This is a genomic window from Marinobacterium ramblicola (genome assembly GCF_019084545.1).
Classification (GTDB): Bacteria; Pseudomonadota; Gammaproteobacteria; order Pseudomonadales; family Balneatricaceae; genus Marinobacterium_D; species Marinobacterium_D ramblicola.
The window spans coordinates 61389-82738 of sequence record NZ_JAHREP010000015.1; the positions used below are offsets into that span (position 1 = coordinate 61389).

The following is a 21350-nucleotide window of genomic DNA, read 5'->3' on the forward strand; positions in this document are numbered from 1 at the left end:
GTCGCACGGAAGTGGTACCACCGGCCCGGAATGGCACCAACGGTGATGACATAGTGCGATTGCCTTGGGGGGGCAAGACATATTCACCAACCCAGCCTGAATACCATAGCATCCGCTCGGTACATACCGATCCATGCGCTCGACCCGGGAGACTAAAACCGCTAGATCACCTCGGCCAGATTGCCCTTGCTCTCCAGCCACTGCTTGCGATCACCGGAGCGCTTCTTCGCCAGCAGCATATCCATGATCTCCATGGTGTCGTCGCCTTCGGCCAGCGTCAGCTGCACCAGACGACGGGTGTCCGGCGCCATGGTGGTTTCGCGCAGCTGCATCGGGTTCATCTCACCCAGACCCTTGAAGCGCTGCACGTTGATCCGGGCGTTGCGCCGTTCGGCGCGGATCCGCTCGACGATACCCTGCTTCTCGTCGTCGTCCAGCGCGTAGTACACCTCCTTGCCGGCATCGATGCGGTACAGCGGCGGCATCGCCACGTAGACATGTCCGGCCGCCACCAGCGGACGGAAGTGGCGCACGAACAGGGCGCAGAGCAGGGTGGCGATATGCAGACCGTCGGAGTCGGCATCGGCGAGGATGCAGATACGGTTGTAGCGCAGCCCGGCCAGATCCACCGAGCCGGGATCGACGCCGATCGCCACCGAGATATCGTGGATCTCCTGCGAGGCAAGGATCTCGCCCGACTCCACCTCCCAGGTGTTGAGGATCTTGCCGCGCAGCGGCATGATCGCCTGAAATTCACGCGAGCGCGCCTGCTTGGCCGAACCGCCGGCCGAGTCGCCCTCGACCAGGAACAGCTCGGACTGGCTCATATCGCCGCCGGAGCAGTCCGCCAGCTTGCCGGGCAGCGCCGGGCCCTGGGTCACCTTCTTGCGCACCACCTTCTTGTTGGAGCGCATGCGGCGCTGGGCGTTGGCGATCACCAGGTCCGCGATCTTCTCCCCCTCCTCCACATGGCGGTTGAGCCAGAGCGAGAAGGCGTCCTTGACCGTGCCGGAGATGAACGCGGCGATCTGCCGTGACGACAGCCGCTCCTTGGTCTGACCGGCGAACTGCGGATCGCGCATCTTCGCCGAGAGGATGTAGCAGCAGCGATCCCAGATATCCTCCGGGCTCAACTTGACGCCGCGCGGCAGCAGGTTACGGATCTCGCAGAACTCGCGCATCGCATCGAGCAGCCCCGAGCGCAGACCGTTGACGTGGGTACCGCCCTGGGCGGTAGGAATCAGGTTGACATAGCTCTCGCAGGTCAGCTCGCCGCCCTCGGACAGCCACTGCACCGCCCACTCGACCGCATCCTCCTCGCCCTGCAGATGACCGGTAAACGGCTCAGCCGGCAGCGTCTCGTAGACCTGGGTATTGCCCTTGAGGTAGGCGACCAGGCCATCCTCGTAGTACCACTCCTCGGACTCCTTCTTGACCCCGGAGGCATCGGTGAAGATCACCCGCAGACCGGGACAGAGCACCGCCTTGGCGCGCAGATTGTGCTTCAGCCGACTGATGCTGAACTTGGGCGTATCGAAATACTTCGGATCGGGCAGGAAGCGCAGGGTGGTACCGGTGTTACGCTTGCCGCAACTGCCGACCACCTCCAGCTCGGACACCTTGTCGCCGTCGGCAAAGCCGATCCGGTAGACCTGGCCGTCGCGCTTGATCTCCACGTTGAGCAGTTTCGACAGCGCGTTGACCACAGACACGCCAACCCCGTGCAGACCGCCGGAGTAAGTGTAGTTGTCGTTGTTGAACTTGCCGCCGGCGTGCAACCGGGTCAGGATCAGCTCGACCCCGCTGACCCGCTCCTCGGGGTGGATATCCACCGGCATGCCGCGGCCGTCGTCGCTGACCGACAGCGAGCCGTCGTCATGCAACGTCACCTCGATCTGCCGCGCATGGCCCGCCAGCGCCTCGTCCACGGAGTTGTCGATCACCTCCTGGGCGAGATGGTTGGGGCGGTCGGTTTCGGTGTACATGCCGGGGCGACGGCGCACCGGATCCAGACCGCTGAGTACCTCGATCGCTTCGGCGTTGTATTGCTTCGACATCCGTCTTGTTTCCTGTCGTCAGTTGGCGCTCACCGGCAGCTCCACCGGCTCGGGCAGCTCGATGCGCCCGGCGGCAAACGCCTGAATAGCGGGTATCAATTGTTCAAACTGGTCAAAGCCGTGACTACCGCCCGGCTGAACGAACTGGACTACGCGGTCATACTTATCCACCGCTTCACGGTAATCCAGGGTTTCGTCGCCGGTCTGCACCAGCAGCAGGTAGCGCTCGGGGGCGGCTGGCTTGCCACAATCCAGCGCCAGCAACTGCTCCAGATGGCGCCGGGTCAACTGGTAGCGCTCGGCGGTGTAGAGGTTCTCGTTCTCGCCGAGCCACGCCTCCAGCAACCGATAGGGGTACACCGCCGGATTGATCAACACCGCCTTCAGCGGCTCTCCCCTGCGCACCGCCTGCTCGACCAGATAGCTGCTGTAGTAGCCGCCCAGCGAACTACCGATCAGTACCGGACTGCGCCCCTGTGCCTTGAGCGGCTCGATCAACTGCTGCAGCTGCTCGATCGCCCGTGCCGGCCAATGCGACAGCTCGGGGCAGTAGAAATGGTTTGCCAACCCCTGGGCCTGCAGCGCCCTTTCCAGCAGCTGCGCCTTCCATGAGGAGGGCGAACTGTTGAAGCCGTGGACATAGATATACACCGGATCGGTCATCGGCTGAACGGCTACCTCGTAACTCTCGCAGGGTGCGACTTGATCAGGGGCAGACGTTACCCAAGCCGAGCGCCCGGCGCAACTGCCTTAGGCGTTAACCCGCCGCACCTGCACACTGATCCTGCCCTCGGCATCCAGTCGATAGATACAGTAGCCGGGACGGGAGTCGAGCGGATCGTCCTCGATCAGAAAATCAGCCTGACCGGGTTTGAACTGGATGCTGCTGGCTGGCGCGGACCAGACCGGAATATCGCCAAGCCTTAACGCCTGATGCTGATGCAGGTGGCCGCAGAGGATGGCGCGCACCTGTGGATGGGCGGCGACGATGCGGGCGAACTCGGCGGCATTGCCGAGCATGATCTGGTCCTGCCAAAGGCTGTCCGTCGGTAGCGGGTTGTGGTGCAACAGGATCAGTAACGGGTGTCTGGCATGGACCGCCAGCGCCTGTTCGAGCCAGTCCAGCTGATCGTCGGCAAGCGAGCCACTGCCCCGGCCATCGGGGTTAGCGGTGGAATCGAGCAGCAGCAACCGCCAGTCACCACAGGCAACGCATTCGCGCCCCAGCGGCAGATCACTCGCCGCACGCATCGCGGCAGGCTCATCGTGATTGCCGGGGATCCAGTGCCGCTCGCCCGGCAGCGGCGCCAGGATATCGAGCAACCGCCGATAGGCATCGGTGCCGCCGTGATGGACCAGATCGCCGCTGAGCAGCAGATGATCGAACTCGATCCCCTGGGCCAGCGCATCGGCGACCACCGCCTGCAGCGTGCTATCGGTATTCAGGCCGCGAAACGGCTGACCCGGCTCAGACATCAGGTGACAGTCAGTGATCTGTAGCAGGTAACGGGTATCAGCCAACGAAAACCGGCTCCATCATATGGCCGTGACTGAGACACTGGCTCAGGCACTCGCCCAGGAATTCGTTCAACTGCACCTTCTCGTCGGGCTGATGCATATCGGGATTGGGGTAGGGGTAACGCCCGGACAACTGGCGCCGCTGACGGATGCAGATCACCTCGGCCAGCCCGGCATCATGATACAGGCGCACCAGCAACTGAGGTACATCCAGCCAGCGCGACTCGCTTTCGAGCTGCTGGCTGACCAGCAGGGTGCTGGTGTAGCGGAAACGCTCCTCGACCTGAAGGCGCAGCACGGCGCTGCGGCCGTGCCAGGCGACCTGATACTCACACAGATCCTGAGTATCGAGATCCGGCAACAGCTTCAGTATGCGTGCATAGTTGGCCTCGCAAACCGACATCTGCCGTTTTAGGTCGGGTACATACTTGCGTTTCATGTTGTCGACACGTTCTCCTTAAGCGCTCCTTACTGTGCGTATTACCTGCATGCCTCAGTGCGGATGCGGGCTCGATTCAACTCCAGCCACTGCAATCCGATGATCGCCGGTCCGCTATTGATCCGTCCATCACGAACAAGTTCAAACGCGACCTCAGCATCGATCACCTGTACTTTGATATCTTCGCCTTCATCTGGCAAGCCGTGCACCCCCTCCGCCTCTGCGGCATCGACACAGGCGAACATCAGGTCGATCCATTCGTCGCAGGCACCCGGGCTGGGCAGGAAGCGGGAGATCGGGCGCACTCCGGTGATCGCCAGCCCCGCCTCCTCGTCGCTTTCACGCACGGCCACGTCAACGGCGGTCTCACCCGGTTCGACGATACCGGCCACCAGCTCCAGCAGCCAGGGCCCCTGCGGTGCCTCGAGCGCGCCAACGCGAAACTGCTCTACCAGCACCACCGCGTCGCGGTGCGGGTCATACAGCAATACACACACAGCGTTGCCACGGCGAAACAGTTCGCGCCGAATCTCGATCTCACCGCCCAGAAAGCTACGGTGGCGAAGTTTCAGCCGGTACATTTTGAAATAGCCGTTGAACACCGGCAGGTCTTCATCGACCTGCCAGTGTTCAGGACCGAATGTGGGCCGCCAGCCTTTATCCATCTCTCAATTCCTGTGCTGCCTGTTGAGAGACACTATACGCAAGCGGACAAAGAAAATCCTCAGGCGCTCAGGCGCTGACCTGGACGCCCGAGCGCCACAACTGGCTCAGGTGACGCTGCGGCGACAGATATATCGAATCTCCGCCCTGCTGTTTGGCGCATTTCTTGGCATCTGCCGCCAGCTCGGCGACCTCATGATAACTGGAGCACTTGTAGGGGTCGGGATGGACCACGCCAACGGCCAGCGTCAGCAGCGGCTGGAAACAGCGCTCACCATTGCGATCGACGCTCCAGATCCCTCCAGCAGCCAGATCATTGGCACGATAAAGCTCACGTACGCGCTGGCCAAACTGTTCAATCACCTGCTCGCATATGCTGCGCCATTGCCGACTGCGAAACAGCACCACGAAATCGTCACCACCGATATGACCGACAAAATCCACATCGCTGGAGGTATTGTTGGTCAGCAGCATCCCCAGCAGACGGATAACCTGATCGCCCCGGGAATAACCGTAGCAGTCGTTGAAGGGTTTGAAGTGGTTGAGATCGAAGTAGGCGATATGGAAATCGGTTGCATGATTGAGCAACGCATCGATCTCACGATTGATCGGCACATTGCCCGGCAACAGGGTCAGCGGATTGGAGTAGCGGGCGTTACGGATCTTCAACTCGGTGATCCGCTTGAGCAGGTCGCGCAAGCTGGCCATGCCGAGATAGCAGCCATCCTGCACGATAATCAGCTCCTGATGAACCAGCTCCGCTGCATCCTGCTCGGTGATCATCTGCGACACCCGCTCCAACGGCAGATCGGAGGGCACCACCAAGGCGTCCTCCCGCATCAGCCGCGATACCGGCTTCTGCTCATATAGTGCGCGGCCATACTGGGCCGAGAACAGTTCAAGCAGATCACTACGCCGTACCACTCCGACCGGCTCACCATCCACCAACACCGGCACCGAACCCACGTCGGGCAGTGTCCTGAAGATCTCGCTGACCTCCAGCAGACGATCCTCCGGCGACACCGCCGGTATACCGCGCACCAGTGCCCGCGCGGTATCCGATTCCGCTGAACCGCGCTCGCCGCCGCGGCTCTGCAGATAGCCGTGGCGGATGGTCAGCGGATCCAGGCTCATCACCGGCTCCTCCAGCGGCCGTCCGAGCAGAAAGCCCTGACCGTAGCGCACCCCCATCTCCTGCAGGGTATGCAGCTCCTCCAGCGTCTCGATCCCTTCGGCGATGATATTGCAGTGCAGGGTGCGACCGATATTGCAGATCGAGCGTACGAACTCGCGCTTGACCGAGTCACGGTCGATGGTACGCACGAAATGCATATCGATCTTGACGTAGTCCGGCTGCAGATCGGCCCAGAGTTTCAGCCCTGAGTAGCCACTGCCGAGATCATCGATGGCGATACGGAACCCCATCTGCCGGTAGTGATCCACCGCCGAACGGGTCAGACCATGATTGTCGAACGGGTGCTGCTCGGAGAGCTCGATGACGATATTTTCCTGCGGAATGCCCAGCGCCTGCAGCAGCTCGATGGTAAAACCGTGCTGATAGTCCGAGCTGCTGAGCAGCGAGGCGGAGACATTGAGGAACAGCTTGCCGCTCATCGTCTGAGCAGCAAAACACTCGATCGAGCGCCGGCGGCACAATAGCTCCAGCCGATGCAGCAGATGGTGGCGGATGGCGGCGTTGAACAGCCGGTAAGGCGCGTGCAGCGGCGTGCCGCTCGGCCCCCTGATCAGCGCCTCATGACCCAGGCACTCGCCGGTACTGAGATCCACGATCGGCTGAAATACCGGAAACAGACACTCCTGCTGAATGATCTCGGTCAGCAGCTCGAGCTCATCCAGCTCACTCTCGATCACCTGTGCGAACTGACGTTCGACCCCCATCTAAATCACCTTACAAAACTGCCGTTTATTGAGCTATTTTATGGCGATTCCGTGACAGTGCAGTGACAGCTCAGGCGATCTCGACCTCGCCCTGGGAAAAGCGGCGCAGCTGTTGAATCTCGTCGGCCCAGATCGTCTCGTCGATGGTTTCCAGCACCAGCGGCACCCCCTCGAAACGGGGGTCCTGCATGATGTAGCGGAACACCGGCCAGCCGATCTCGCCCTGCCCCAGACTGTGGTGGCGATCCACCCGGCTACCAAGCGCGGCTTTCGAGTCGTTGATATGCATGCCGCAGAGGTAGTTGAAACCGACCACCCGCTCGAACTCGGCAAAGGTCTGCTCGCACGCCTCGGCGCTGCGCAGATCGTAGCCGGAAGCAAAGGTATGGCAGGTATCCAGGCACACCCCGACCCGCGATTTGTCCTCGACCCGGTCGATGATCTCGGCGATATGCTCGAACCGACAACCCAGGTTGGAACCCTGACCGGCGGTATTTTCGATCACCGCGGTCACGCCGCGGCTTTTATCCAGCGCCAGGTTGATCGACTCGGCGATCAACCTCAGACAACCGCTTTCGTCGATCTTGCGCAGGTGACTGCCGGGATGGAAGTTCAGATAGACCAGCCCCAGCTGCTCGCAACGCTGCATCTCGTCGACGAAGGCGTCGCGCGATTTCTGCAGCGCGTCGGCCTCGGGGTGACCCAGGTTGATCAGGTAGCTGTCGTGGGGCAGGATCTGCTCGGGCGCGAAGCCGTGCTCCTCGCAGTTACGTTTGAATGCGTCGATACTCTGCGCCGTCAGCGGCTTGGCATCCCAGCGACGCTGATTCTTGGTGAACAGCGCAAAGGCGTTGGCACCGATGGCCGCTGCATTCAGCGGCGCGTTCTCGACCCCACCCGAGGCGCTGACATGGGCTCCTACGTAGTACATTACAGCTTGCAGGCCCCACCCAGGCAGTCGTCGAAATCCATCGACTCCATCTCCTCACGTTCGGCGTGCAGAGTGCGAATCTGTGCCAGCAGCTGCCCTTCTGTGCTGCCATCCGCTTCGACCCCGGCGCGGGTAAACACGGCCAGCAGGGCGCTCAATTGTTCCAGGTTCAGTTCATGCATTGTCGGTTCTCCTCAAAATTTGCCTACAGCGGCAGTATCTGCTCGATCATCAGCTGCAGATTGCGCTGGCCACGAAACTCGTTGACGTCGAGGCGGTAGACCACCTCGGCCTCGGTAACGGCCTGATCCGGCCAGCGCCGTGTGTCGATATTAAACGCGATGCCATCCAGCGCCATGCCGGAGGCCGGCTCCATCAATACCACCTTGAGATGACGATGGCCAACGATCCTCTGCTGGATCAGCCGGAAGCGGCCATCGAAACGCGGCTCGGGGAACTGGTGTCCCCAGGGGCCCGCCTCGCGGATCAGCTCGGCCAGCTCCAGGCTGAACTGGTCGGCCGAGAGCGCACCATCGGTCAGCACCCGCTGGGTCAGCGCCTGCTCATCCAGCTGGCGTCGTACCTCGGCATCGAACGCAGCGCAAAAGGCGTCAAGATTATCAGCACTGAGCGACAGCCCCGCCGCCATGGCGTGGCCACCGAACTTCTTGATCAGGCCGGGATGACGGGCCGCGATCGCATCGAGGCCATCACGGACATGGAAACCGCTGATCGAGCGCGCCGAGCCCTTGATATCACCCGCATCGCCTGGCGCGAAGGCGATCACCGGGCGGTGCACCCGTTCCTTGATCCGTGAGGCCAGGATGCCGATCACCCCTTGGTGCCAGCTCGGATCGAACAGGCACAGGCCATAGGGCAGCGATGCGTCATCGAGCTGCAGCCGATCCAGCAGTACCAGCGCCTGCTGCTGCATCTCCTGTTCGATGCCACGGCGCTCGCGGTTCAGATCATCCAGGGTGCGCGCCAGATCCAGCGCGTAGTCGTAATCCTCGCTGAGCAGGCATTCGATGCCGATCGACATATCCTCCAGCCGTCCCGCCGCATTCAGCCGCGGCGCCAGGGCGAAGCCGAGATCGGTGGCGCTGAGCTGGTCGCGCCGACGCCCGGCGACCTCGATCAACGCCAACAGGCCTGGCCTGGCCTGGCCGGCGCGGATCCGCTGCAGCCCCTGGTAGACCAGGGTGCGGTTGTTGCGTTCCAGCGCCACCACATCGGCGACGGTACCCAACGCCACCAGATCCAGCAGGCTGGCCAGATTGGGCGCGGCAATATTGTGCGTTTCGAACCAGCTACGCTCCGCCAGTGCCCGGCGCAGGGCGATCATGACGTAGAAGATCACGCCAACGCCGCAGGTGGACTTGGCGATGAACTCACAGCCGGGCTGGTTCGGATTGACGATGGCACAGGCGTCCGGCAGTTGCTCGCCGGGCAGGTGGTGATCGGTCACCAGCACGTCGATCCCGAGCTGGTTGGCCCGCGTCACGCCCTCAATACTGGAGATGCCGTTGTCCACGGTAATGATCAGCTGGGGCGACTGGGTCGCCGCCACCTCGACGATCTCGGGACTGAGGCCATAGCCGTATTCGAAGCGATTCGGCACCAGGTACTCCACCTCGGCGGCGCCGAACTGGCGCAGCGCCAGCACCGCCAGCGCGGTACTGGTGGCGCCGTCGCAGTCGAAATCGCCAACGATCAGTATCCGTTCCCGCTGCTCCAGCGCCCGCACCAGACGCACTACCGCCGCCGCCATACCGCGCATCTGCGCATCCGGCAGCAGCTCCTTGAGTTGGCGCCCGAGCTGCTCCAGATTGTCGATTCCGCGACTGGCATAGATGCGGGCCAACACCGGATGCAGGGCGGCCAACCCGGCGGGAAGCGCTTCAGGCATCGGCCGGCGTTCGATCAGGGGTTCTTGGCTCATGGCGTCTCAGATTTAGTAGTCGGTAGCGGGCCGGGGAAAAGCTGGCTGGTTTTTCCGCTGCTGTAGTAGGTGAACAGACCTACCCACTCGCGCAGAGCTATTTCGATGTCACTGAGGTTTTTCCATAACCCCGGCTGCAGGCGACGACCATCGTCGCTCAGCGCGTGGTAGTCCACCGGATAGGGGATCAGTTCCCAACCCTGGCGGCGGAAGATGCCGATCGAACGCGGCATATGAAACGCCGAGGTCACCAGCAGCCAGTTGCCCTTGGGCACACCGCCGAGCAGATCGAGGGTATTGACCGCGTTTTCATAGGTGTTGCGCGACTCCCGCTCGATCGATACCCGGTCAGATAAGCCGACGCCGTCCAGGTACGCCTCGGCCACATCGCCACCCTTGAACTCGGGACGCAGCACCGAACCGCTGCCACCGGTGAAGATGATCCGCGCCTGTGGATAACGCCGGGCCAGCAACGGGATCAGCATCAGCCGCTCGCCGGCCTGGTTGACCTGCGGCTGCTGCCAGAAGGCGCTCTCCTCGGCCAGTTCGCCACCGCCGAGGACGACGATACCGTCAACCCGGATATTTTGCTCAGGTTGCGGGAATCGCGCCTCCAAAGGCATCATCAATGCATCGCCAAGCGGCATCAGCATGATACTGAGCAGCAGCAGAAGATCGGCGATCAACAGCCCCAGGCCGAGGCGGCGCCAACCCACCCAGAGACTGAACAGGCCGAGCAGCAGCATCCACACCAGCAGGTGATCGGGGCGCGCAAAGAACCAGAACAGTTTGGACAGATTGAAAAAGCTAGCCATCGCATCATCCCGGGCGTGGCGCCGACGGTGTACGGTTGCAGAGATGAGAGCCCGGCCAGGCGGCCGGGCTCAGGTGGATCAATCGCGGTGTACGTGCGAAGCGATGTACGCCTGTACCGCCGCGATATCGTTATCGATCACCTCGACCCGCTCCTCGCGCTCAAACAGGTCATGCAGATGCTCCGGCAGCTGCGGCGACTCGAGACCGGCCTTAACCACCGGCTCCGGGAACTTGACCGGATGTGCCGTGGCCAGGGTGATCATCGGCACCGACTTGTCACGCCAGCACTCGCGGGCGGCCTTGACGCCGATGGCGGTGTGCGGGTCGAGCAGGTAACCGGTTTCGGCGTGCACCTGAGCGATGGTGTTGCAGGTGGTTTCGTCATCGGCGCAGGCGCTATCGAACAGCTCGCGCACCTTGTCCCAACGCGCCGGATCCAGCTGCACCGGCTCCTTCTTGAAGCGATCCATCAGCTCGCTGATTGCGCTGCCGTCGCGGCCGTAAACGTCGAACAGCAGGCGCTCGAAGTTGGAGCTGACCATAATATCCATCGACGGCGACAGGGTGTGCACCAGCTCGCCCTTGGACATGTCGTTGCCGCTGATCACCCGATGCAGGATGTCGTTGCGGTTGGTTGCAACGACCAGTTGGCTGATCGGCAGGCCCATCTGCTTGGCCAGGTAACCGGCGAAGATATCGCCGAAGTTACCGGTCGGTACCGAGAACGCCACCGGACGGTGGGGACCGCCCACGGCCAGCGCGGCAGAGAAGTAGTAGACGATCTGGGCCATGATGCGGGCCCAGTTGATCGAGTTTACCGCACCCAGCTTCAGGCCCTTCAGGAACGCCTGGTCGGCGAAGCTGTCTTTGACCATCTGCTGGCAGTCGTCGAAGTTGCCCTCCAGCGCGATGTTGAACACGTTGTCGGCGAGGATGGTGGTCATCTGCCGGCGCTGCACCTCGGACACCCGGTTGTGCGGATGCAGGATGAAGATATCCAGGTGTTCGGAGTGGCGGCAACCCTCGATAGCGGCGGAACCGGTATCGCCGGAGGTGGCGCCCATGATCACCAGACGCTCCCCGCGCTGGGCCAGCACATGGTCCATCAGGCGGCCGAGCAGCTGCAGGGCGAAATCCTTGAACGCCAGGGTCGGGCCGTGGAACAGCTCCAGCACCCACTCGTTGGTGCCCAGCTCCTTCAGCGGCGCCACCGCGGAGTGATTGAACCCGGCGTAGGTCTCGTCGATCATCCGCTTCAGCTCGGCGTCATCGATGCAGCTGTCGACGAACGGCTTGATCACCTTGAACGCCAGCTCGGCATAGGAGAGACCGGCCCAGGAGGCGATCTCCTCCTTGGAGAAGGTCGGCAGCTGTTCGGGCACATAGAGACCGCCATCGCTGGCCAGACCGGCCAGCAGTACGTCGGCAAACTCAAGCTTGGGTGCCTGGCCACGAGTAGAGATATATTTCATTGTTTCCTGTCCTTCAGTCTGCCAGCAACTCAACCCGGATACGCACCACGTCACCGAGGATATCGGGCAGCGCCTCGATCTCGCGGATCGCCTCGTTCATCACCCGCTCGGCCACACGCTGGGTCAGCATGATCACCGGCACCTGCGCCTCGGTGGTCTGCTTCTGGATGATCGCTTCGATATTGATCCCCTTGTCACCGAGGATCCGGGTGACGTGCGCCAGTACGCCAGGGCGCTCCACCGCCTGCAGGCGCAGGTAGTAGCCGGTCTCGATATCGTCCACCGGCAGTACCGGCAGGTCGGACAGCTGGCTGGGCTGGAACGCCAGATGCGGCACGCGGTTATCGCGGTCGGCGGTCAGCGTGCGCACCACGTCGACGATATCGGCGACCACCGCCGACGCGGTCGGTTCGGCACCGGCACCCGGTCCGTAATACAGGGTCTGACCCACCGCATCGGCATCCACCAGCACCGCATTCATCACGCCGTTGACGTTAGCCAGCAGCGCAGACTGCGGAATCAGCGTTGGGTGTACACGCAGCTCGATACCGGCAGAGGTACGGCGACTGATGCCCAGATGCTTGATGCGGAAGCCCAGCTCCTCGGCATACTGCACATCCTCGGCGGTGATCTTGCTGATCCCTTCGGTGTAGGCCTTGTCGAACTGCAGCGGGATCCCGTAGGCGATGGAGGCGAGGATGGTCAGCTTATGCGCGGCGTCGATCCCTTCCACATCGAAGGTGGGATCGGCTTCGGCATAACCCAGCTCCTGCGCTTCGGCCAGCACATCGTCAAACGCACGACCCTTGTCGCGCATCTCGGTCATGATGAAGTTGCCGGTGCCGTTGATGATGCCGGCCAGCCAGTTGATCTTGTTCGCCGCCAGCCCTTCGCGGATCGCCTTGATGATCGGGATACCGCCGGCCACCGAGGCCTCGAATGCCACCATGACATTCTTCTCCTGGGCGGCAGCAAAGATCTCGTTACCGTGCACGGCGATCAGCGCCTTGTTGGCGGTGACCACATGCTTGCCATTGGCGATCGCGGTCATCACCAGATCGCGTGCGGTCTCATAGCCACCGATCAGCTCGACGATGATATCGATCTCAGGGTTGGTGGCGACGGCGAAAATATCGTTGGTAATCTGAATACCGGTGGTATCGCAGGCCGGGTTTGCACGCCGCGCACCGATCTCCGCGACAATGATGCGGCGTCCGGCACGACGCGCGATCTCCTCGGCGTTACGCATGAGGACATTGAAGGTACCGCCACCGACGGTGCCCAGACCACAGATCCCAACTTTTACCGGTTTCAAACAACACCTCGCTTTGCTTGTCATAACAACCCGTTAGCCCTCTGCTCAGAACATCCGTCGCTGCGGATGGATCAAGAAAAAGGAGAGAGCAGGCCTCTCGCGGGCGAAAAATGGGCCTTATTTTATAGCAAACCGCGATCCAGCACATCCATATGGCCGAGAGATTCACCGCGCATAAACAAAAAAGGCGGGAATGCATCGCCTGCATCCCCGCCCGATTATTCGCTGCTGCCTGAATGCTGCGGATCAGAGACCCAATACCTGGGCCAAGCGCTCGGCGGGCAGGTAACCCGGCAGCAGACGCCCATCATCGAGTACCAGCGCCGGCGTACCGGTGACGCCGAGCTGCTGCCCCAGGGCAAACTGCTCCAACACCGGATTTTCGCAATCGCCCGGCGCCAGGTTTTCGCCGTTTTTGGCCCGCGTCATCAACTGCCTGCGCTCGTCACCCTGCGCGCACCAGATCGCCGACATTTTGGCTGCCGCGGCTGAGCCGGCACCGGCACGCGGGAAGGCCAGATAATCCACCTGTATCCCCATCTCGTTCAGCTTGGCGACCTCGCTATGCAGTTTGCGGCAATAGCCGCAATCCACATCGGTAAATACCTGCAGACGCGCCTTGCGCTCCCCCTTGGCCGGGAACACCACACGCTGCTCGGCCGGAATCGCCGCCAGCGCCTGCACCCGCACCGCTTTCATCCGCTCTTCGGTCAGACTGACCAGCTTGCCAGCCCCCTGCACCTGATACAGCTCGCCGGCGAGAATATACTCACCCTGAGCATCGGTGTAGAGCACCTCTCCACTGCTCAGCACCACCTCATACAAACCGGGCAGAGGTGCCGGCGACACACTCTCCACACTCAACCGGCTGTCGAAGGACTGGATACGCTCGATCAGGCGCTGCTGCACCTTGTCGGCGGCAGCCGCACCCTGAACCATGCACAACATCAACAAAACGGCCGCGACAGCGCGCATAACAACCTCCGAAACAAGCAGATTCAATAAACCAGATTTAACCGGTGCGCCAGTGTATCACCTACACCGGCAATGCGCTGCCGGGCGTTGATATCATCACCCACGAGGATGATGATCACGATGCAATGCCTGCAGCCGTGCGGTCGCCACATGCGTGTAGATCTGCGTCGTCGACAGGCTGGAGTGCCCAAGCAGCATCTGCACCACACGCAGGTCCGCGCCATGATTCAGCAGATGCGTGGCGAACGCATGCCTGAGCACATGGGGCGAGATCGGCTTGTCGATCCCAACCTCGATGGCATAACGCTTGATCCTGTGCCAGAAGGTCTGCCGCGTCATCGGCTGACCCAGGCGACTGAGGAATATATGTTCGATACGATTATCGGCACCGAGTTCCGGACGCCCATCACGCAGGTAACGTGACAGCCAGGCCAGCGCTTCGTCCCCCACCGGCAGCATCCGCTCCTTATCGCCCTTACCGACGATGCGCAGCACGCCGATACGACGGTTCAGCTCCTCAAGCCGCAGCTCGACCAGCTCGGACACCCGCAAGCCACAGGCGTACAGCAGCTCCAGCATGGTGCGATCGCGCAGCCCGAGCGCTGTGCCGGTATCGGGCACCGCCAGCAGCGCCTCGACATCCGCTTCGGTCAGCGTTTTGGGCAGGGGGCGTCCGCGACGGGGACTGTCGATATTGAGTGTCGGATCAACGCTAATCAGATGCTCGCGCAGCAGGTAGCGGTAGAACCCGCGCAGGGTGGAAAGCAGACGTGAGGTCGAGGTCGGACGCAGCTGCTGCTCCACCCGCCACTGCAGATGGAACTGCAGATCACGACGATCCAGGTCGAGCAGCTGCAGCTTGCGCTGATTGAGCCAGCAGGCGAAATGGTTCAGGTCACGCGTATAGGAGGCGCGGGTGTTGTCGCTGAGCCCCCTCTCAAGCCAAAGATGATCGAGATACTGCGCAATGAGTGCCTGATCCGTAGCGGCGGGCAGCTTCGCCCGCCGCCTTCGGTCCTCACTCAACGGTACACCTCGACCGAGCTGATCTGATCGAACTCGAGCGGATAGATGATCAGCCCCTTGTCGACGCGCTGCTCGATCTTCAGCGTCCCGTTGCGGGCATCGACCACCCTGCCCTCAAACCGGTTACCCAGATCGGTGCGCACACGCACCGGCAAGCCCTTGACATCGGCCAGCTGCGCCACGGAGATGGCGCGATATTTCTTCGGCTCCGGCTTGGGATCCCGCTTCGGCAGGCCACGCAGCACTTCATCCAGTCCGGAGCTGTCGGCGCCAGGCTCGGAAGCGGCCAGCGGATCAACCTCAGTCTGCTCATCGGCGGCATTCATCTGCGCTACAGTTTCAGGCTGAGGGCTGGTCGACCGCGCAGCCAGCGTTCGCCGAGCCTCGACCAGCACCTCGTTCCAGTTGATGGAATCGAGTACCAGAGGCTTGTCGTTCAGCGACAGTCCGATATTGAGACGATCGATCAGCTGAGTCGGCGCCCCCAGCCCTGCCATCACTTCAGCCCCAAGCCCACCCGGGGGTTCCATGGTCAGGGTCGCGCGACCGCGGGGACGATTGATGCCATTGTACAGATCCCAGATCAGCTCCGGCAGATCCACCCCCTGTGCCAGCAGCCAGTCGCGCATCAGCCGCTCATGCTCGGCCAGGTAAGTATCCACATCGACACCGGCGGCCTTGGCACAGAACTTATTGCGTCGCGCATTGTAACCGGCGTCCTGGTAGGACAGCTCAAGCCGGCGCAATCGCGGGTTGGCCGCCAGCATCTGGGCCGGAGCAAAGCTGTCGCCGGTGACTGAGAGCTCAATATTCATGCCGCTCTGACCAAAGCCGGCAAGATCGGTATCCGCATTGAAGCGGATGCGGCGGTTATGCGGCTCGATCGACATACCCAGCACCAGATCCATGGCCAGGCTCTTGTAGCCCATCTCGCTCAATGCGGCGATATCGATGCGCTGCAGATCGCCACAACCGAGCGCGTCCGGGCTGACGACACCATCAGCTGAAAGCGTTTGTGCCTGCGCCGCCTGCGCCTCGAGCGTCTTGATCAGCTTGCTGGACAGGCCGATCTGCGCCTGTTTCAGCACCAGGTTCAACTGCAGCGGCAGATCGCCGGATTCAATCCGCCCCTGTGGATCAAGGAAGAACAGCGGATCCTGAGAGCGCACCCGAATGGAGTCGATCGGGATGCGTGTACCATCCTGATTCAGCGTGATACTGACCTGATCAAGCCCCACCTCTCCCCGTGGATCGGCGTGGATCGCACCATACTCGACCCGGGCAAAGGGGGCCGCCTGTTCGACCAGTTGGTCGGCGTAGCGCTTCACTTGGTACCAGTAAAAGCCATAACCACCCGCAACCACCAGCGCCGGCAGCAAGACCAGAAAGACGAACCCGATGGCCAGCTTGCGCATCCGCCACTCCCTCTCGTTGTATTTCAGCTCCGACCGATTCTAAAGTCAGTTTCAGCAAATGGCGAGTCGCACCGTTGAGACAGATCAGCGACAAAAAAAGGGCGACCCTTGGGCCGCCCTTCTCAGAAGCTTGCGTGACTGACGGATCAGCCCAGCTTCTCTTTGATACGTGCAGACTTACCGCTACGCTCACGCAGGTAGTACAGTTTAGCCTGGCGCACGTCACCGCGACGCTTGACTTCGATACCTTCAACCGTCGGGCTGTAGGTCTGGAAGGTACGCTCAACGCCCACACCGTGGGAGATCTTGCGTACGGTGAAGGCAGAGTTCAGGCCGCGGTTACGCTTGCCGATTACAACGCCTTCGAACGCCTGCAGACGGCTGCGAGAGCCCTCTACTACGCGCACCTGGATAACTACGGTATCGCCCGGTGCAAACGCCGGAACTTCTTTCTTGGTCTGTTCAGCTTCGATCTGCTGAATGATCAGGTTTTTGCTGCTCATCGCTCGCTCCTAATTTTCACCCGCCTGCCCTTTGGCCTCGCGGATATATTCGCTTAACAGCGTCTGCTGCTCCGGGTCCAGTTCGATCTGTTGCAACAGGTCCGGCCGTCGCGCCCAGGTACGCCCCAGCTGCTGCTTGAGACGCCAGCGCCGAATCTGCTCATGGTTACCGCTGAGCAGTACCTCCGGTACCTGCATACCCTCCAGTGATTCGGGTCGGGTGTAGTGCGGGCAATCGAGCAATCCTTGATAAAAGGAGTCCTCGACCGCTGAATCGCTGTGCCCCAGTACACCGGGTACCAGGCGCGATACCGCATCGACCAACACCATCGCGGGCAGCTCACCGCCGCTGAGCACGAAGTCACCCAGTGACCACTCCTCATCGACGTCGGACTGAATCAGACGCTCATCTATCCCCTCGTAGCGACCCGCCACCAGGATCAGTTTTTGCGTCTGCGCCAGCTCCGCCACCCCGGCCTGATCCAGCCTGCGCCCCTGCGGGGAGAGGTAAATCACCCGGGCGCCCTCGCCCGCCGCAGCTTTCGCCGCCTGGATCGCATCGCGCAGCGGCTGAACCTTCATCAGCATCCCGGGGCCGCCGCCATAGGGGCGATCGTCCACGGTACGGTGCCGGTCATGCGTGAAGTCACGCGGATTCCAGCACTGGACACTGATCAGTTCACTGCGCACTGCCCGCCCGGTGACGCCGTAGCGGGTGACCGCCTCGAACATCTCCGGGAACAGGGATACGATCCCGAACCACACGACTCAGAACTCCGGGTCCCAATCGACCCGCATAGTGCCTGCGTCCAGATCAATCTCTTTGACCACCTGATCCGGCAACCAGGGCAGCAAGCGCTCTTCGCGATCGATGCTCTCGTCGGTGCCTTTGACCACCAGCACGTCGTTCGCGCCGGTCTCCATCAGATGATCCACCCGACCCAGCAACACGCCGGATTCGGTATATACCAACAGGTTTTCCAACTGGCTCCAGTAGTACTCGCCCGGTTGCAGATCCGGCAGCACCTGTTTCGGTACCGCAATCTCCACATTATTGAAGGCTCTCGCCTTCTCCGGAGCGTCTATACCATCCAGCCGGGCAATCAGGCCCTTGCCATGTTTCTTGCCGCCGACCCGTTTAACCGGGATCCAGGCGCCGTTCTGGCGAACCAGCCATGGCGTGTAGGTCAGGATGTTCTCCATCGGGTCGGTGTGGGAATAGACCTTGATCCAACCCTGTACACCATAGGTGGAGGTGAAGCGTCCGAGAACGACCACGTCCTCTTCGCGGTATTCACTCATCCCAACTGGCCTGCCCGTCAACCTTTACTACTTACTGTGCTTTACGTGCGTCTTTGATCAGCTGAGCAACACGCTCAGACGGCTGTGCGCCTTTGCCGATCCAGTATTCAACACGCTCCAGGTTGACGCGCAGCTTCTCTTCCTGACCGCGAGCGACCGGGTTGAAGAAACCGACCCGCTCGATAAAGCGGCTATCACGCGCACAGCGTGAATCGGCAACAGTAATGTGATAGAACGGACGCTTTTTAGCGCCACCACGAGACAAACGAATAGTGACCATGCGCTGGACCCCTTTATTTCGCGGGATGGGTTTTAAGATCGCCCATCGTTTTAGTTACCTCGAAGCCAGACGGCATCGCCCGGCCCAGAGGGCCATCCTGCCGGCCGCACGAATGCAACTGACAAAAATCAGGGCGGCAATTCTACGCGAATCCACCGCCCGATAAAAGCTGTTTCGAACAAATAGTAGCCAACGAAGGCGTGGCTTACATACGCGGGAAACCGCCGCCTCCGCCCATACCTGGCGGCAGCATACCCTTCATGCCGCGGGCCAGCTTGGCCATACCGCCCTTGGAGCCGAATTTCTTCATCATCTTGGACATCTGTTTGTGCTGTTTCAGCAGGCGGTTGACGTCCTGGATCTGGGTGCCGGAACCCAGCGCAATGCGGCGTTTACGAGAGCCGGTGATGATATCGGGATTGCGACGCTCCTTCGGTGTCATCGAGTTGATGATCACCTCCATCTGCTTCATCCCCTTCTCGGCCTGAGCACTCTGCGCGGCCTGCGCCATCTGCCCCATACCGGGCAGTTTTTCCAGCATCGACATCATGCCGCCCATGCTGTTCATCTGCTGCAACTGCTCGCGAAAATCCTCGAGATCGAAGCCCTTGCCCTTGGATACCTTCTTGGCAAACTTCTCCGCCTTATCCTTATCGATCTTGCGCTCGGCTTCCTCGATCAGCGACAGCACATCACCCATACCGAGGATGCGCGAGGCGACCCGGTCCGGATGGAAGGGCTCCAGGGCATCGCTCTTCTCGCCGATACCGAGGAACTTGATCGGTTTGCCGGTGATATGGCGCACCGACAGCGCCGCACCGCCACGGGCATCACCGTCGGTCTTGGTCAGGATCACACCGGTCAGCGGCAGCACCTCGTTGAAGGCGCGCGCGGTATTGGCGGCATCCTGACCGGTCATGGAGTCGACCACGAACAGGGTTTCCACCGGCTTGACCGCCGCGTTCAGGCGCTTGATCTCGTCCATCATGTCGCTGTCGACATGCAGACGACCGGCGGTATCGAGAATCACCACATCGTGGTGCTGGATACGGGCGTGATGAATGGCGCCGTTGGCGATATCCACCGGATCCTGATCCGCCGTGGAGGGGAAAAACTCAACACCCACCTCTCCGGCCAGGGTCTCGAGCTGGCGAATCGCCGCCGGACGGTAGATATCGGCGGAAACCACCAGCACCTTCTTTTTCTTGCGCTCTTTGAGGAAGCGCGCCAACTTGCCGACGGAGGTGGTTTTACCGGCACCCTGCAGGCCCGCCATCATGATCACGGCCGGCGGCTGAGCGGAAAGATCGAGCTCTTCGTTGGCCTGGCCCATCACCTTGACCAGCTCTTCGTTGACGATCTTGACGAAGACCTGACCGGGGCTCAGGCTCTTGGCGACCTCCTGACCGACCGCCCGCTCCTTGACACCATTGATGAAATCCTTGACCACCGGCAGCGCCACGTCGGCCTCAAGCAGCGCCATACGCACTTCACGCAGGGTACCCTTGATGTTCTCTTCGGTCAGTTTTGCCTGACCGGTGACGCTGCGCAGCGTCTGCGTTAGCCGTTCTGTCAGATTATCGAACATGAAAAACCTCTGCCTTGGGCACCGCCCCGTTGTGCCGGTGCCAGTAATGCTAAGACCGCGCATTATACAGGAGTGCCAAGGGGAGGCGCACCAATCCATGCAAAGTGAATCTGGCGCGCAGCGTTCTACCGGCTACGCACAGACGCCAAAACCGGACCTGGCCCGGCTCATCCCCTACCGATGCAAAGACCGTAACGGGCGCCAAAACCGACAGCCGCAGGAATCAGACAGCGAATCGGGTTCGACTTGTGACTCAGTACCGCCCGACCACTACCGGAGCACTTCCCAAACAATTTACACATACTCAATAAGGTTAATTGACGTAAGACAATAATCTCCATCACCGCGAATATTACCGCTCTGCAATATTGCGCCAGATCATTATCTCTTCCGAGCCTGTCACGTCTAATCGCGCCATCAACCTTCAACTTTATATCTAACCTTTCTGGAGAGAATTCATGGACAAGAAGTTCCTGTCAGCTGTCGTAGGTACCGCCTTTCTCGCCACCGCTTCCAGTGCGATGGCCTATGAGGCCGGCGATATGGTCCTGCGTGTCGGTGCAGCCAATGTAAATCCCCATGCCAGCGACAACCTGGGGCTTGATGTCGAAGATGACACCCAGCTCGGCCTCACCGGGGTTTACATGCTGACCTCCAACATAGGCGTGGAGCTGTTAGCGGCCACACCGTTCAAGCATGACATCGTGGCCGGCGGCACGAAGATAGGCGAAACCAAACAGCTCCCGCCGACGCTGTCGCTACAGTACTACCCGATGGAGGCCAGCTCTGCCTTCCAACCCTATGTCAGCGCCGGATTGAACTACACCACGTTCTTCTCGGAGGAGAGCGTACTGGGTGATACCAAACTGGATGACTCCTGGGGGCTGTCGGTTGGTGTCGGCATGGACTATGCCATCAGTGATAACCTGTTGATCAACGCCGCAGTATGGAAGATCGATATCGACACCGAAGTTTCCGTCAACGGCAGCAAAGTCGGCACCCAGAAAATCGACCCAACCGTAGCCATGATCTCTCTGGGTTACAAATTCTGACCAACCACCCCTTAGTTCAACTTGAAGGCCGCCGATCACGCGGCCTTCGCTTCGTCTTTGACCCGCCCCCGAACCCATATCGACCGACATCCTGCCAGTGCCGCCACATCGTATTCCCCAGCTCCGGCATTTATGACACACTAGCTCGCTGATTTAA

The 21350-nt window shown here is 61.2% G+C and carries 21 protein-coding genes; 1 reads left to right on the forward strand and 20 read right to left on the reverse strand.

The window, feature by feature from the left end; translation table 11 throughout:
* Positions 1-161: 161 nt before the first annotated feature.
* From parE to ffh, 20 genes are all read right to left on the reverse strand, one after another.
* Positions 162-2057 (reverse strand): DNA topoisomerase IV subunit B, encoded by a 1896-nt coding sequence (gene parE / locus KQ940_RS12890; RefSeq protein WP_217414061.1) that lies wholly within the window; start codon positions 2055-2057, stop codon positions 162-164.
* 18 nt (positions 2058-2075) lie between these two features.
* Positions 2076-2720, reverse strand: coding sequence for a YqiA/YcfP family alpha/beta fold hydrolase (locus tag KQ940_RS12895; RefSeq protein ID WP_217414062.1), 645 nt, complete (start codon positions 2718-2720; stop codon positions 2076-2078).
* A gap of 87 nt (positions 2721-2807) precedes the next feature.
* Positions 2808-3578 (reverse strand): metallophosphoesterase, encoded by a 771-nt coding sequence (locus tag KQ940_RS12900; protein WP_217414063.1) that lies wholly within the window; start codon positions 3576-3578, stop codon positions 2808-2810.
* Positions 3571-4014, reverse strand: coding sequence for a DUF1249 domain-containing protein (locus KQ940_RS12905; protein ID WP_217414064.1), 444 nt, complete (start codon positions 4012-4014; stop codon positions 3571-3573). The genes KQ940_RS12900 and KQ940_RS12905 overlap by 8 nt, the downstream gene beginning before the upstream one ends.
* Before the next feature lie 41 nt (positions 4015-4055).
* Positions 4056-4679: an NUDIX domain-containing protein gene (locus tag KQ940_RS12910; protein ID WP_217414065.1), complete on the reverse strand. Its 624-nt coding sequence runs from the start codon at positions 4677-4679 to the stop codon at positions 4056-4058.
* Positions 4680-4746: 67 nt separating this feature from the next.
* The gene (locus KQ940_RS12915) at positions 4747-6576 is read right to left on the reverse strand and encodes a bifunctional diguanylate cyclase/phosphodiesterase (RefSeq protein WP_217414066.1); all 1830 of its coding nucleotides are present in this window, start codon (positions 6574-6576) and stop codon (positions 4747-4749) included.
* Positions 6577-6646: 70 nt separating this feature from the next.
* The gene (gene nfo, locus KQ940_RS12920; RefSeq protein ID WP_217414068.1) at positions 6647-7507 is read right to left on the reverse strand and encodes a deoxyribonuclease IV; all 861 of its coding nucleotides are present in this window, start codon (positions 7505-7507) and stop codon (positions 6647-6649) included.
* Entirely contained in the window at positions 7507-7689 is a 183-nt protein-coding gene (locus tag KQ940_RS12925) for a hypothetical protein (protein WP_217414069.1), read from the reverse strand. The genes nfo and KQ940_RS12925 overlap by 1 nt, the downstream gene beginning before the upstream one ends.
* 23 nt (positions 7690-7712) lie before the next feature.
* The gene (recJ, locus tag KQ940_RS12930) at positions 7713-9449 is read right to left on the reverse strand and encodes a single-stranded-DNA-specific exonuclease RecJ (protein WP_425515638.1); all 1737 of its coding nucleotides are present in this window, start codon (positions 9447-9449) and stop codon (positions 7713-7715) included.
* Positions 9446-10264 (reverse strand): YdcF family protein, encoded by an 819-nt coding sequence (locus KQ940_RS12935; protein ID WP_217414070.1) that lies wholly within the window; start codon positions 10262-10264, stop codon positions 9446-9448. The genes recJ and KQ940_RS12935 overlap by 4 nt, the downstream gene beginning before the upstream one ends.
* 78 nt (positions 10265-10342) lie before the next feature.
* A complete protein-coding gene (gene thrC / locus KQ940_RS12940; protein WP_217414071.1) occupies positions 10343-11737 on the reverse strand; it encodes a threonine synthase in 1395 nt (464 codons plus the stop codon).
* Between the two features lie 13 nt (positions 11738-11750).
* Complete coding sequence (locus KQ940_RS12945) at positions 11751-13052, reverse strand: homoserine dehydrogenase (RefSeq protein ID WP_217414072.1); 1302 nt, start codon at positions 13050-13052, stop codon at positions 11751-11753.
* Between the two features lie 246 nt (positions 13053-13298).
* On the reverse strand, positions 13299-14027 hold the full coding sequence (locus tag KQ940_RS12950; protein ID WP_217414073.1) for a DsbC family protein: 729 nt from the start codon (positions 14025-14027) through the stop codon (positions 13299-13301).
* A gap of 96 nt (positions 14028-14123) precedes the next feature.
* Positions 14124-15053: a site-specific tyrosine recombinase XerD gene (gene xerD / locus KQ940_RS12955; protein ID WP_217414075.1), complete on the reverse strand. Its 930-nt coding sequence runs from the start codon at positions 15051-15053 to the stop codon at positions 14124-14126.
* Positions 15050-16468 carry a hypothetical protein gene (locus KQ940_RS12960; RefSeq protein ID WP_217414076.1) on the reverse strand — a complete coding sequence of 473 codons (1419 nt, stop codon included), beginning with the start codon at positions 16466-16468 and terminating at the stop codon, positions 15050-15052. The genes xerD and KQ940_RS12960 overlap by 4 nt, the downstream gene beginning before the upstream one ends.
* A 146-nt stretch (positions 16469-16614) precedes the next feature.
* Positions 16615-16971, reverse strand: coding sequence for a 50S ribosomal protein L19 (rplS, locus tag KQ940_RS12965; protein WP_036183571.1), 357 nt, complete (start codon positions 16969-16971; stop codon positions 16615-16617).
* A gap of 9 nt (positions 16972-16980) precedes the next feature.
* The gene (gene trmD, locus KQ940_RS12970; RefSeq protein WP_217414077.1) at positions 16981-17736 is read right to left on the reverse strand and encodes a tRNA (guanosine(37)-N1)-methyltransferase TrmD; all 756 of its coding nucleotides are present in this window, start codon (positions 17734-17736) and stop codon (positions 16981-16983) included.
* A 3-nt stretch (positions 17737-17739) separates the two neighbouring features.
* Positions 17740-18273 carry a ribosome maturation factor RimM gene (gene rimM, locus KQ940_RS12975; protein ID WP_217414078.1) on the reverse strand — a complete coding sequence of 178 codons (534 nt, stop codon included), beginning with the start codon at positions 18271-18273 and terminating at the stop codon, positions 17740-17742.
* Positions 18274-18304: 31 nt separating this feature from the next.
* Positions 18305-18553: a 30S ribosomal protein S16 gene (gene rpsP / locus KQ940_RS12980; RefSeq protein WP_188749258.1), complete on the reverse strand. Its 249-nt coding sequence runs from the start codon at positions 18551-18553 to the stop codon at positions 18305-18307.
* 205 nt (positions 18554-18758) lie between these two features.
* Complete coding sequence (ffh, locus tag KQ940_RS12985; RefSeq protein ID WP_217414079.1) at positions 18759-20141, reverse strand: signal recognition particle protein; 1383 nt, start codon at positions 20139-20141, stop codon at positions 18759-18761.
* Between the two features lie 458 nt (positions 20142-20599).
* Between ffh and KQ940_RS12990 the strand changes: the two genes are divergently transcribed.
* Positions 20600-21193 (forward strand): OmpW/AlkL family protein, encoded by a 594-nt coding sequence (locus tag KQ940_RS12990; protein WP_217414080.1) that lies wholly within the window; start codon positions 20600-20602, stop codon positions 21191-21193.
* The last annotated feature ends 157 nt before the right edge of the window (positions 21194-21350 follow it).